Raw genomic sequence first — 12663 nt, 5'->3', positions numbered from 1 at the left:
TCATTCTTCCTCTTGTATGGAACGTTGACTCTGCAGCATCGAACGGTAGGCGCGGAACAGTGCATCCGTGTCGGTGGAGAGCGCCTTCCAGTGCAGGAAGCGCGTTCCCCAGAATTCCGGATCCGGACAGAAGCCGCCGAGCAGAAGTCCGGCCGCCAGCGTCTTTTCGCGCACGAGATCGATTGCTGCGGCGATCTCCGGATCGCGGAAATCGCCGGTTTTTCCGTAAGAGGCGGAGAGGTCGAAGGGGCCGATGCAGACGCCGTCCACGCCGGGAGCCGCCAGGATTCCGTCGATATTCCGGACGGCGTCGCGGTGTTCGATCTGGACGAACACCAGCGGTTCGCCATGCGAGTGCTCCAGATATTCCCGGAGCGGCATCCGGCCGTATCCGGTTGCCCGGCGTGTCGCAAATCCGCGTTCGCCGCCGTCAGCCGGATAGCGGCAGGCCGCTGCCGCCCGGCGCGCTTCTTCTGCCGTGTTGACCATCGGAATGATGACGGCGGCGGGCGCGAGGTCAAGCGCCGGTTTCAGCAGGCAGGGCACGTTCCAGGCGACGCGGATGAACGGCGCGCAGCCGGTCCCGCGCAGCGCCATCAGCAGGTGCGCCGCATCGGTGATGGTCAGCGGCGAGTGTTCGAGGTCGATCCAGGCGAAGTCGAAACCGGCTTCGCCGGCCAGCTCCGCGAGCCCGGCATCGGTTGAGGTGAGGACGCAGCCGTATGCGGTCCGGCCCGATTCGGTGATTGAGCGGAAGCGTTCAAGGTGGTTGAGCTGCATCATGCTTTCCTTCCGGGGTTAAAGCGGCCTGATATGTTCTTCGATGAGCTTTTGGAGAAGGCTCTCGTCGCGTTCGAGGACGGCACGCAGCATCCGGCGGTGGGAGTCGACGCTTTTCCGCACCGCTTCGGCCGAGAAATAGGGTCTGCGGTGTTCGCGGTCGAACAGCAGTGTCAGCACCTGCGAGAAGACCTGAAGAATCCGGCTGCCGGTCACTTCGAGCAGCGCAAGATGGAAGGCCAGATCGAGGCGGTCAGCCTGTTCGGGATCGCCTTCCGCCTGCGCCATTTCGTCGATCAGGGCGGAAAGGCGGTCGGCCTGCGCGGGAGTGATGCAGCGGATGAGTTCCGGAATCATCGCCGTTTCGAGCATGAGCCGGGCGGCTTTGAGCTCTTCGCGGCCGCACCCGAGCCAGCGGAGCTGAAAGGCCAGATCGCGCCCGACGGCGCCGACCTCCGGCTCCGCCAGTACCGTTCCACGCCGGGGAGCGCGGGCGAGTACGCCCTGAAGCGTCAGGTGGACGATGATTTCGCGGATGGTGCCGCGCGAAACGCCGAAACGCTGTGCAAGCTCCAGCTCTCCCGGCAGCCGGTCGCCGGGGCGGAAGCCCGCCTCGACCAGATAGGCTTCGAATTGTTCCAGCAGAGTCATTTTTTATTTGTCCATTAATAATATTTTATTTGTTTGACAAATAGAATAACACATGATTCCCGATGGATCAAGCATTGCAATCGAAAAAATATCGAAAAATCCGGCACGTCTGCGCGCGCGTCAAGGCGGCGGAACCGGCGGCTCCGGTCAATCAAGCGCGTGTCGAAGCTGCGTTGCGGATTTTTACGCAAGGGCTTCGCACGGGCCCGCTTGAGGCGCTGCCTCCAACTCCGCAGGCCCTGACCCCGGTCGCTTCGCTCCCCTTACGGACTGCGGTCACGCGGCAGCGGCGCGATATAACTCTGCGCTCCGCCGCGCAACTGCCAGCTCCGGTAAAGAACTCCGAACGCACCGAGCGCCGCCGCCGTAAACAGGAAGTCCCACATGTAGATATACTGGTAATTGCGCAGCCAGTCGAAAAGCGCTCCGCCTCCCGCCCCGCAGATCGCCATGAAAGCCGCCCGCAGCAGTGCGTTCGCCGAACTGAACTGCCCGTAATATGCCTTCGGCAGAATCGCCACAAAGCACGGCAGCGTCGCCGCCCCCTGAATCGTATAAACCACCGCCAGCAGCAGCGATGAGACCAGAAAACTCCTGTAATCGTGAACCAGAAAAAAACTGAACAAATTCACTGCCACCACCAGCAGCAGCCCGAACGCATAAACCCGCAGCGCGTGAAACCTGTCGACCAGCAGGCCGACCGGAAAGCTCAGGAGCACGCCGACCACTCCGCCCCACCCCATGATCTCGCCGAATTCGGCGTAGGAAAGCCCGAGCGTGTTCTTCGCGTAAAGGAGGTTGAACATCGCCCGGCAGACGGTCGAAACATCGCTCAGCGCCATCATGATGAAGAAACTGTAATAGAACGGAATGCTGTAGCAGTCCCGGAAATAGCTCCTGACCATCCCGACCGGCGAAAACGGCTTTCCGGCATCGTCCGGCGGCGGATATGCGCCCTCGCGCACCGTCCGGCCCATGAGAACGATGACCGCGAGGTAGAAAAGCGAAACCGCCGTGAACAGCCAGCCGAGATGATTCTCTCCGAACGGCAGCAGCCAGCGCGAGAAAATGAACCCTGCCAGTGAACCGGTTAAACTGAAAAGCGCCATGAACCGCCCGATAAACCGCTCCGGAATCACGTCCGGGAACAGATAGTAGATGATCGAGCCGACGATCAGGAAAAAGATCTGGTAACCCACCGACAGCATACCGAGCAGAATGCGCGGCAGCCACTGCGGCATCCACTCCGCCCCGGCGCAGAACGCCGGGGTCCAGCCGATCAGAATCAGGAAGAGCGTGACGAACGGAGCGGAACAGAGAATGTACGGCATCCGGCGCCCGAGCCGCGTGCGGAGCCGGTCGCTCTGAAAGCTGACGACCGGCGTGATGATCATGTTCAGCACATACGGAATCGAGGTGATGAAAATTCCGATGAACGTGTTCGATGCCCCCATCTTCTCCAGCTCGACCGGCAGGAACGCCCCGACAAGGGACGACATGAGGAAGTAACCGAAAGCGCCGATTCCGATCAGCAGCACCGTCAGCAGCAGCCCGGGATACGTGTACTGCAGTCCCTCCACCCGAAGCGCGGACGGGAGGCCGGACGCTTCCGCCCGCCGGTAGCGGAAGCCGTTGCGGAAAAGGACGGACTCACTCCCCATCGCCGTCTCCGGCCGCAAGCGGAATGCGCATCCCGTCCCAGGCCGGCTCCATGCCGAGCGGCTTCAGGAGCCGTTCGAACTCATCGTGAAGGCGCGCCCCCCGTCCGTGGGCGAAGTGGACCGGCACAATCCGGGTCCGGCCGTCAGCCGCGCCGACGGCACGCAAACGCCCCGCGATTTCAACGATGTTCGGAATGCCGAGATGGCTCTCGCGGCGGTCTTCCATCCCCCAGGTCGCATCGACGGTCATCGCGGTCAGTTTGAAATTCTCGAGAAACTTCCAGCTCGATTCCGGAAACATGTCGGTGTCGCCGGTGATCAGGAGTTTCCAGCCGGGCGCCTCGAAGGCGTACATGAGCGACTGTTCCGGATACGTGTGGTTCGCGGCAAGCGGAGTCACCGTCAGCCCCTCTTCCGGCAGCTCGATGGGTTTGCCGGGTTCGGCGGTCACCGGAGTCAGGCGGTTCTTCTCCCAGTCTCCGCCGATCATGCGGCCGATCGCGTCGAGCGTCTCGCGGCTGCCGTAGACGTTCATCCGGCCGCCTTCCGGCAGCTGCGACACGCCGCGGACCCAGAAGTCCATCGGGAACAGGTGATCTTCGTGACTGTGCGTGATGAACACGTGCCGGAGTTTCCACGGTTCGAGCTTGAACCGGAAGGTCTGCGCGAGCGCATCCGGCCCCCAGTCGATCCGGATGCGCTCCCCGAGCTGGAATGCGGTGCGGAAGCGGTTGTTCTTCCCTCCCGCCTCCCGCGCCTTCCGGCAGAAATCGCAGACGCAGTACGGTGACGGCATCCCCTCCGAACCGCCGGAGCCGAGCACCAGCAGTTCGGACGGCGTCTCCGCCGCCGCGATTCCGGCGGCCAGCAGGGCGGTGACGAACAGTGCGGACTTCTTCATCTCAATTCGTCTTCCAATTGACGGCATTGCCTCTGACGGTTTTGTCGGGATAGGCGATCTCCCAGTCGCCGGTCTCCTGGTCGACGGTCACGACCGTGCCGTCGCCGTAGGCCGCGCGCTGGCGGCGGCCGTCGGGGGAAAGCATTTCATGATTCGTCATCTCCAGCAGGCCGACCCGTCCGTGCAGCTCGGCGACGATCTTCGCCGCCTCCATATCCTCGGCGGAAGCCTCCTCGTCGAGGTACGGCATTCCGGCCGAAATAAGCGCATGGAGGAACGGAATCTCGCTCTTCGCGTAATAATACGAACCGCGTTTGCGGCCGGTTTCGAACGGCGTGACCAGCGCGTCGTGGTAGACGAGGTTGAACAGCGGGACCGGCTGCGCGAACGTGTTGCGCTCTCCATCCACGCCCCACATCGCATGGTGAACCAGATGCAAGCTGCGCACCGCCCAGTCGACTGGCTCCTCGGAGCTTACGATGCCGAATCTATCCCGGATGTAGTCGAAGCACTTCCGGCGCGCCTCGTAGCAGTCGGTCCGGTTCATGCGGTGTTCGGGGTGATAACACTCGTCGCCGTACACGATGGCGAACACGTCGAGATAGCAGCCGTCCGGAGCCAGCCCGGTGTCGGCGAGAAACGTATTGTTCCTGCGGACGTAATCGAGCGCCAGCCAGGAGCAGAGCACGCCGTTCCGGCCGCCGGCCCAGGTCGTTTCAAAGTGGTTCGTGCCGTCTTCGCGGCGGACCAGCAGTTCACGGTCGCAGCTCGGGGAATCGAGGTACATGTCGCGGTACTGCTGATGGTAGGCGAAGAGCCAGCCCTGTTCATGGCAGTAGTCGATCATCGATTTGAGTCCGGCCGGGCCGCCGGGCTTGGCGCCGACCGGCAGCTGGTCCGGCTCGAGATTGTCGTATCCGCGGTAGCCGATGCCGTCGAGATGCACATAGAGTTTCTCAAGCCCCATCGATTTCAGCCGGGCCAGCCGTTTCAGGTGTTCGGCATAGGTGATCATCCAATCCGTGCCGCGGTTCATATCGGTAAAAAGAGCGGTGGTGTGCACGATCGGGGAGCCGATCAGCTTCGCGACGGAGGGAGTCTGCGCGATCTTCTCCTTCAGCGAGCGGAAGGTCCCGTTTTCGATCGCGGCGGCGCGGTAGGCCTTGGCCATCTGCACATAGTTGCCGTCCAGCAGCTTCAGGCGTGCGCGGCGGGTGTAGCTCATGCGTCCGAGCGAGTGGACCCACTTCGGGGTGATGCGTGTGCCGCTCTCCGGCGTGTGGCGAAAATAACAGCCGCCGTCGTTCGGGGTCTCCAGCACCATCATGGCGGATTTTCCGTTTTTCGAGAAGCCCCACCACGGCATATAGAGCGTGTGGCTGTAGGCGAAAGCGAATTTGTCGGCATCCCCGTAGGGCGCGTCGAGCGCCTTCGGCCAGTCGCGCGGAATCCGTAATCCCTGCTTGTGCGGAATCACCGCTTCTTCGGCTTTGCCGCCGTCGATGCTGCCGGGCCACGATGCCCGGCGCAGCGCGGTTTTCGTTTCATCCGGACGCAGTTCGAAAACCACGTCCCCGGTCGGCCAGTCGATTCCGGCGAACAGCCGCACGGTCAGATCGAGCGGAGTTGCGTCCGCGACGAATTCCGACAGCGTGATCCGGACGCCGCGGATTCCGGCGAACTGCTGAATCTCCGCACGGCGGGAGCGCGCAGCGGAACAGTCAACCGTCTTTTCCGTGCCATCCGGCAGCCGGACGGTGAACGGTTCGGGCGGCAGAATACTCCACTCCGCTCCGTCGCGGGAAACCGTGATCCCGAGTCCGGCGGCATCGACGGAAAGTTCCGTGGACGGCGACTTCAGCGTGAAAACGTCTCCGTTCCGTTCACTCGAAATAAAGTGGTCGGCATTGATCTCCTTCGGCGTCGTGACCGAGTTCAGGAGCCCGGCCGGAACGGTTCCGGCCGGCAGAACCGGAGCGGCGAGCAATACCGCGCCGCACAGTGCAGATGCGAATTTCATGATGGAACAATCTCCGTTGAATTTGGTTTTACTGCTGTCCCGGCAGGACCGGGAGGGCGTTGGACGCCTGCCAGGCGGCGGCCGTTCCCGGGAACGGGTTCGAAACGTGAACGCCGTCCACGGCCTCCGGATAAAACGCCTCCCAGTCGGTATAGATTTCGCCGCGGCCGCGCAGTTTGACGTGTCCGTCCGCGAACAGCATGTTGGCCGAAGTATTGTGACGGACCTCGATCGAATAGGCTGTGTAGATGTTCGGCCCTTCCCATCCCTCGCTGATCACGAATACCGAGGAGGGATTTTTCAGCTGCTTGCCGCTCTTTTCGAGAATGCCGAAGATTTTGGAGATGGAATAGTCGTTCTGGAGATGCTGTTCGACGCTGTAGCCGCGCCCGTTCTCGACCGGACACAGATATGCCTTCGCATTGCGCATATAGGGATAGACACGCGGAATCCAGCTGCCGTAGCTGTCGCTGCGGATCACCCATTTCGCCGGGTCGGTCGGGCAGCCGTCCGCATACCACCAGCCCATATTCACGCCCTGCCCGTCGAAGGTCGGGGGAAACGCGCCGTTGAAGTCATCGATATACTGGCACATGCCGAGGCCGATCTGTTTGAAGTTTCCGGTGCAGGAGGAGGCTTTGGCCGTATCGCGCGCCTTGTTCAGCGCCGGCAGCAGCATCGAGGCGAGAATCGCGATGATCGCGATAACGACCAGAAGCTCGATCAGGGTGAAACGGGTTCTTCTCATGGTTCCATTCTCCGCTTTGTTGATATTGTTAATAAAGGGTGAAGTTTCCCGGATTTCCGGACAGACGGGGTCTTATGAGGACTCCTTTCAGAATTGCATTTCCGGCCCGGTTCAACACCGCGCCGGCAGGCCGGAGGCGCGTTTCCCCGTTCCCGCGGGGAGCCGCGCGACCGACTCCCCTTCGAAGGTCCGCAGATCGACATAGTCGATGCTTCCGTTGCCGGTTGTCCCGGATTCGAGGAACAGTTTCCAGGCCAGCTCCACCGTGTCCCGGACGGAGTTCATCACCGCCGCCGGAACCGGGACGAAGCCCGCCGGTTCCTGTCCCGAAGCCGCGATGATCGAAAAATCCCGGCCGACCGCGATCGATTTCTGTTTGCAGTAGTCGTAGACATATTTCAGAATCCAGTCGAAGGTGACGAGGGCGGTCGGCGGCTCCGAGGAACCGAACATCGCGTCGAGCCGCGGAAACAGCACCTTTTCGTCGGTCGAATAATGCACGACCCAGTCCGGCAGCACCCGGAGATTGCGTTCGCTCATGAAGCGGTAATACTCCTCGCGCCGCAGCAGGTCGGTCAGCGACAGAAAACCGAGGTCGACCGTATGCATCAGGCCGATCCGGCGATGGCCGTGCTCATACAGATACTGCATCATGCGCGTGACCATTCCGGGCGCGTCGATCACGGCTGGCCCCTGCGACGGATAGTAGCGCGGCAGCACCACGATGTGTTTCACGTTCTCGGCTTCGAAGATGCGGCCGATCTCGCAGCAGTGCGGCATGATCAGCATCGCATTGCGGATTTTGTACCTGCGGATCAGCTCGCGGTACTCCTCCAGCGGCGCGTAGTAGCTGACCCGCAGCAGCCGGGAAGCGTAGCCGTTCGGCGCCGACTGCCGCAGCAGCATATTCACCAGCTCCCGCGCATAGGTATTCGGATCGGCGCTCATATAACCGATTTCGGAGCAGGCGATGACGTCGATGATCCGTTCGTCCTGCTCGCCGCTGCAGTCGGAGAGGTAGATGCCGGAACGGTCGCGCGTTTCGAGAATTTTCAGCGCCGCAAGGCGGGCGATGCAGTTTTCAAGCACATTTCGGCCGATTCCGCTCTCCGCAATCATCTGCCGGATCGGCGGCAGAGCCTCACCCGCGTTCAACTGCGCGATTTTCATCTGGATATAGGCTTCCGCCTTCTGCCGCTTCAGCGCGTTTTTTCCGGTCGAATGGTTCATCTTTCTCCGCTTTCTCATGTTCGTTTGTCTATATTATACCAAAAATCAACACAAAAAGCAAGAGAAAACAGCACAATTATTGATTTATTTTTTGTTTTGTGCTGATTTTTATATGAAATACATCCGGAACGGGAGAAAACGTTCTGTTTTCCTCCGCTCTCCGCGATGCAGCCGTCAGGGAGCGGCGGGATCGAGCGGGTACGGGCCCAGACCGACTGCCTCGGGACCGTAGTTGAGCGGCCAGCCGCCGGAAGGAGGAGTCGCAAAGGCGTCGCGGACCGCTTCGTACATTTTGAACTTGTACTCCCGATTCGGTTCGGCGTAGGAGCCTTCTCCCCATTCATTGAGCGGGGCGAGCACGAGACGCCGGATGCCGGTCCGGTCCGCGAAGCGCCTGGCGTCGCGGCAGATCTCCCGGAACAGCTCCGGCGTCCGGTTCTCGACCGCGGTGCCGCCGTAGAAGTGCCAGAGAAAATCGTTCCATCCGGTGGAAAGATTCGGCAGGAAGGGCAGGACGCCGGCTTTGTGGTTCCGGTTCCAGAATTCCGGGCTCGATTCCGCGACAAGGCTGAAGTCGTAGCGGGCGGGATTGGCCGGCGTGCGGTCGCCGGTTCCCATATAGTGATAGATGCTGGTCATGGAAAAACCGTCCGCCTTGAGCGTTTCAATGGCTTGCGCGTCGACGGCCGCTTCCGGCCATTTCATCGCGATGAAGCAGATGCCGGGCAGGCCCGCCTCCTTCGCCATCTCCTGAGAGATGTGCAGCAGCTTATGCGTTCCATGCGGCCCGAGATCGCGCCGCATGTTGCCGGGCTGCCAGATCACGACGACCGGCCTGCCGTCGATGCGGTAATAGTAGGGTTTGTTGAAATAGTTGTCGATCCAGTAACGAGTCACGGCGCGCTGGTCTTCGACGGAGTGGGAGCCGGGCGGCGTATGGTTCGCCCACATGACCGCCCATTTCAGGTATTTGTTGTAGCGGGCCCGGTCGAACGCCCTGACCCAGTGCTCGTGACTGCGGCTGCCCCGGTTCCAGTACCAGTCGACCAGGAGGAAGCTGAATCCGTTCTCGACCAGCCATTTGATCTGCCAGTCGACAACCTCCGGGCTGGTTTCGTCGTAGTAGCCGAGCAACGGTTTGCGTTCCGGCGCGGCGGTCCGGATCTGGTTCCACCGTTTGCCGGTCTCCCATCCCGGAAAATAGAAGGCGCCGATCTCGTACCGGGTGTTGACCGGCCGGGGCTCCGGAACGTAGCCGGCCTTCGGCAGCTGCGGATTCCGGTCGAATTCGACCGGACCGCGGAAGGCTTCGCGCGGGGCCCCCGCGCCGGAGAGCTGAAGCCGGAACACGCCTTTGAGCGGCCGCCCGGCTTTGACCTTCACAGTGTGGGTCGCAAAGCCGCAGGGCGGCACGTCCGGGAATTTTTCCCCGGCGCCGCCCGACAGGACGGTGACGCCGGGAGGAAAGGCGAGCCGGGCGACCGCCAGACCGGTCGCCGCCATTCCGCCGTGGTTGCGGACATGGATGAAGAACTCCCGTTCTTCCCCCGGATAGTTGAAGGTTTCCGTCAGCCCGGCCGAGCGGATCTCAAGATCGGCCGGGCCCTCCGGAACGGGGGAGAGGCGGAATCGGCGCAGCCCGAACTCCTGTCCCGGCAGGTCGAGGAAACGGATGTTGACGGCAGCTCCGAGTCCGGCGGCCCGGCCGTCCTTGTAAAGATCGATGTTGCAGACGTGCCAGGCGTTGTCGCCGGGAACGCGGAAACGCCGTTTGCCGGACTGAAAGAGGATGAGTCCGGTTCCGGGCCGGGCCGAGCGGATTTCGAGGACCAGGTAGCGTTTGTCGGGCCGGAAGGCGTCCGGCTTGAAGAGGAACGGTTTGCCGTCCGGCAGGGTGCGGAGCGTCACGAAATCCGGGTTCTCCGCATAAATCCGCGGCGGCGGCTGAAAAAATGCGGTCAGAAACTCCCGCAGCGCGGCCCCGCCGTTCTCCGCCGCGCCGGCCGGAATGGCGAGTGCGGCAATGACGGCGATGAATTGCGGAAACAGATTGCGAATGGACATGACAACCCTCCGGAATGGAATTGATTTCCGGTTATAGCATACCCTTTTTCCCCGAAAATACAAATGCTTCGTTGAAAGTTTCGAAAAATCATGATATCTTAATACGTACTTTCAATCTACTACATCCTGTTGAGGTTCATTGTGGGACGCGACTCTGAAAAGACCGGAAAGAGGGCTGCCGGCCCGTGGCTCGACCGGAACCGGTGGCTTCTGTTTCTGATTACGCTGATTCTGTTTACCCCGTTCGCGTTCCTGAGCGTCGATCTGCACCATGCCGGCGTCATGCTGAAGCCGGCGATGGATGTGGCGGACGGGATGGTGATCTTCCGCGACTCATTCAACCAGTACGGCTTCCTCACGTCCTTCATTCAGGCGGCGGCCGTGAAGCTCTTCGGCGGTGAAGTGCTGGTCATCAATCTGCTGACCGTGGTGTTTTACGGCCTTTGCGCCGTCGAACTCGACCGGTTCTGGAGCCGGTTCCTCTCCACTCCGTTCCGCTGGCTCATGATGGGGCTCTTCTGGGGAATGGCTCCGTTCTATCTGGTGCCGATGCATCCGTGGTCCTCGGTCTATGCGCTCTATTTCATGCTGCTCGGCGGAACGCTGATGGTCCGCTACCTCGACAGCGGCAGCCTGAAGCTCCTGTTCGGCAGCGGCGTCGCGGCCGGACTCGCCTTCGGCTGCCGTCAGCCCTGCGGGTTCGTCATGGTCATCGCGGCGGTGATGACGCTGGCGCTCGAGGGGTGGACGCGCCGCAGCAGCGCGCGCGTACTGCTGCGGAAAGGCGGAGCCTGGGCTGCCGGCGCGCTGGTCGTTCCGGTTTTTCTCGCCGTCTACCTGACCGTGTACGGTGCGTGGCCGGACTATCTGAAGCAGTGTTTCGTTTTCGTCAGCCGGTTCGGCTGGACGCGGGGCGGCTCCGGATCGCTCGATTCGATCCTCGTTTCGTTTTTTCCGCCGGAGGGATTTCTGGTTTTTCCGCTGGTGTCGCTCGGATTGTTCTTCTATGCGTGCACGATGCTGTATCAGCGGCGCGAAGTCAGGCTGTATCTGCCGCTGGCGGCGGCGGTTCTGGTCGGTCTGGCCTCATGGCACCAATTCTACCCGGTGCCGTGCATCCGTCACCTGTACTGGGGCAGTGTGCCGATGATGGGGGTGCTCGCCTTTCTGGCTGAACGCACCTGGCGCAGCGGCCGGCGCCGGGCGGCGCGCATTGCCGTGCTGGTGCTTCTGCTGCTCCTCCCCGGGCTGGCGATCGGCTATCGGATGTTCGGCGGCACAATGCGGCTCATCTATATTTCCGAGCGGGAACGGGCGGAGATTCCGGGTATGCGCGGCATGCTCATGTTCCCGTGGGAGCTCAACTATTTCCGTAATGCGGGCAAGGCGCTGGACCGGGTACCTCCCCAGTTCCGCAACCGCTATTACCTGAATATGACCGAGCACGCGCTGTTCTGCCGTTTTTTCCCGGAACGGCCGGCGGTGCATCCGATGTTCGTCGACTGGGGTGACGCGGTTTATCCGGATTACAATACCTTTATGATGGAATTTGTGCGCGAGAACCGCCCGGTCGTGCTCTCGAAGAAGCCGGAACCGTTCCCGGGCTACCGTCCGGTCGGAGCGTTCCCGCTGGCGGACCCGGTGTTTTACGTGTCGATTCCCCCGTTTTAGTGGACTTAATTTTATTGGAACTGTGAGGTTTGAATGGCGGCAAAGATCATTGACGGCAAAGCGATTGCGGCGGAGGTGAACGAGGAGACCCGGCGCCGGGTCGAAGCGCTCAGGGCGGCGGGACGGATTCCGGGACTGGCGGTAGTGCTGGTCGGAGACGACCCGGCATCGCAGGTCTACGTGAATGCGAAGGCGAAGAAATGCGCTGAGCTCGGCATTCACTCCGACAAGCGCGTGCTGCCGGCGGATGCGACGATGGAGCAGGTTCTGGAGCTGATCGGGGAATTGAACCGCGATCCGCGCATCGACGGGATTCTCGTTCAGTCGCCGCCGCCGCCGCAGATCGACGAGGAGAAGGTCATCGCCGCGATCGACCCGGCCAAGGACGTCGACTGCTTCAGCGAGCGCAATGTCGGGAAGCTGCTGATCGGCAAGGAGGACGGTTTCCGGCCCTGTACGCCGTGGGGCGTCATGCTGCTGCTGGAGAAATCCGGGATCGACCCGGCCGGGAAGCATGCGGTCGTCATCGGCCGTTCGAACATCGTCGGCAAGCCGATGGCGGCGCTGCTGATGCAGAAGGCGAAAGGGGCGAATGCGACGGTGACCGTCGTTCACTCCGGCACGCCGGACATCGCGCGTTTCACGCGGGACGCCGATATCCTGATCGCCGCCATCGGCAAGCCGGAGTTCGTCCGGGGAGACATGATCAAGCCGGGCGCTGCCGTGATCGACGTCGGCATCAACCGGACTCCGAATCCGGCCGGCGGCCGGGACAAGCTGGTCGGCGACGTGAAGTTCGACGAAGCGGTCGAAGTCGCCGGAGCCGTTACGCCGGTTCCGGGCGGCGTCGGCCCGATGACCATTGCCGTGCTGATGAGCAATGCGGTCACCGCCTGCGAACGGAGAAAATAGACTTCAACCGAGGAGAGGAGAGAAA

10 protein-coding genes are annotated in these 12663 nt (G+C 61.9%); 2 read left to right on the top strand and 8 right to left on the bottom strand.

Annotation, left to right across the window (positions count from 1 at the left end):
* The 8 genes from FYJ85_RS03705 to FYJ85_RS03670 form a co-directional block, all read right to left on the bottom strand.
* Positions 1 to 783 (bottom strand): HpcH/HpaI aldolase family protein, encoded by a 783-nt coding sequence (locus tag FYJ85_RS03705; protein ID WP_106054746.1) that lies wholly within the window; start codon positions 781 to 783, stop codon positions 1 to 3.
* Between the two features lie 15 nt (positions 784 to 798).
* Complete coding sequence (locus FYJ85_RS03700) at positions 799 to 1431, bottom strand: FadR/GntR family transcriptional regulator (protein ID WP_154417028.1); 633 nt, start codon at positions 1429 to 1431, stop codon at positions 799 to 801.
* Positions 1432 to 1694: 263 nt separating this feature from the next.
* Positions 1695 to 3092, bottom strand: a complete 1398-nt coding sequence (locus tag FYJ85_RS03695) for an MFS transporter (protein ID WP_154417027.1) — start codon at positions 3090 to 3092, stop codon at positions 1695 to 1697.
* On the bottom strand, positions 3082 to 3993 hold the full coding sequence (locus FYJ85_RS03690) for an MBL fold metallo-hydrolase (RefSeq protein ID WP_177995326.1): 912 nt from the start codon (positions 3991 to 3993) through the stop codon (positions 3082 to 3084). The genes FYJ85_RS03695 and FYJ85_RS03690 overlap by 11 nt, the downstream gene beginning before the upstream one ends.
* A 1-nt stretch (position 3994) precedes the next feature.
* Complete coding sequence (locus FYJ85_RS03685) at positions 3995 to 6013, bottom strand: DUF5696 domain-containing protein (RefSeq protein ID WP_154417025.1); 2019 nt, start codon at positions 6011 to 6013, stop codon at positions 3995 to 3997.
* Between the two features lie 28 nt (positions 6014 to 6041).
* Complete coding sequence (locus FYJ85_RS03680) at positions 6042 to 6761, bottom strand: prepilin-type N-terminal cleavage/methylation domain-containing protein (protein ID WP_154417024.1); 720 nt, start codon at positions 6759 to 6761, stop codon at positions 6042 to 6044.
* Positions 6762 to 6872: 111 nt separating this feature from the next.
* Complete coding sequence (locus FYJ85_RS03675; RefSeq protein WP_177995325.1) at positions 6873 to 7991, bottom strand: substrate-binding domain-containing protein; 1119 nt, start codon at positions 7989 to 7991, stop codon at positions 6873 to 6875.
* A 174-nt stretch (positions 7992 to 8165) separates the two neighbouring features.
* Complete coding sequence (locus tag FYJ85_RS03670; protein WP_154417022.1) at positions 8166 to 10055, bottom strand: glycoside hydrolase family 99-like domain-containing protein; 1890 nt, start codon at positions 10053 to 10055, stop codon at positions 8166 to 8168.
* A gap of 141 nt (positions 10056 to 10196) precedes the next feature.
* On the opposite strand from FYJ85_RS03670, the gene FYJ85_RS03665 reads away from it, so the two are divergent.
* Complete coding sequence (locus FYJ85_RS03665; RefSeq protein ID WP_154417021.1) at positions 10197 to 11726, top strand: glycosyltransferase family protein; 1530 nt, start codon at positions 10197 to 10199, stop codon at positions 11724 to 11726.
* A gap of 33 nt (positions 11727 to 11759) precedes the next feature.
* Positions 11760 to 12638, top strand: coding sequence for a bifunctional methylenetetrahydrofolate dehydrogenase/methenyltetrahydrofolate cyclohydrolase FolD (gene folD, locus FYJ85_RS03660; protein WP_154417020.1), 879 nt, complete (start codon positions 11760 to 11762; stop codon positions 12636 to 12638).
* Positions 12639 to 12663 lie beyond the last annotated feature (25 nt).

It is taken from the genome of Victivallis lenta (genome assembly GCF_009695545.1).
Taxonomy (GTDB): Bacteria; Verrucomicrobiota; Lentisphaeria; order Victivallales; family Victivallaceae; genus Victivallis; species Victivallis lenta.
Note: the sequence above shows the minus strand (reverse complement) of the source record. Positions and strands in the feature narration are given on the sequence as shown.

What these genes read in the sequence shown, in the direction of transcription:
- FYJ85_RS03705 (WP_106054746.1), bottom strand. Translation starts at nt 783, where the DNA reads ATGATGCAGCTCAACCACCTTGAACGCTTCCGCTCAATCACCGAATCG.
- FYJ85_RS03700 (WP_154417028.1), bottom strand. Translation starts at nt 1,431, where the DNA reads ATGACTCTGCTGGAACAATTCGAAGCCTATCTGGTCGAGGCGGGCTTC.
- FYJ85_RS03695 (WP_154417027.1), bottom strand. Translation starts at nt 3,092, where the DNA reads ATGGGGAGTGAGTCCGTCCTTTTCCGCAACGGCTTCCGCTACCGGCGG.
- FYJ85_RS03690 (WP_177995326.1), bottom strand. Translation starts at nt 3,993, where the DNA reads ATGAAGAAGTCCGCACTGTTCGTCACCGCCCTGCTGGCCGCCGGAATC.
- FYJ85_RS03685 (WP_154417025.1), bottom strand. Translation starts at nt 6,013, where the DNA reads ATGAAATTCGCATCTGCACTGTGCGGCGCGGTATTGCTCGCCGCTCCG.
- FYJ85_RS03680 (WP_154417024.1), bottom strand. Translation starts at nt 6,761, where the DNA reads ATGAGAAGAACCCGTTTCACCCTGATCGAGCTTCTGGTCGTTATCGCG.
- FYJ85_RS03675 (WP_177995325.1), bottom strand. Translation starts at nt 7,991, where the DNA reads ATGAACCATTCGACCGGAAAAAACGCGCTGAAGCGGCAGAAGGCGGAA.
- FYJ85_RS03670 (WP_154417022.1), bottom strand. Translation starts at nt 10,055, where the DNA reads ATGTCCATTCGCAATCTGTTTCCGCAATTCATCGCCGTCATTGCCGCA.
- folD (WP_154417020.1), top strand. Translation starts at nt 11,760, where the DNA reads ATGGCGGCAAAGATCATTGACGGCAAAGCGATTGCGGCGGAGGTGAAC.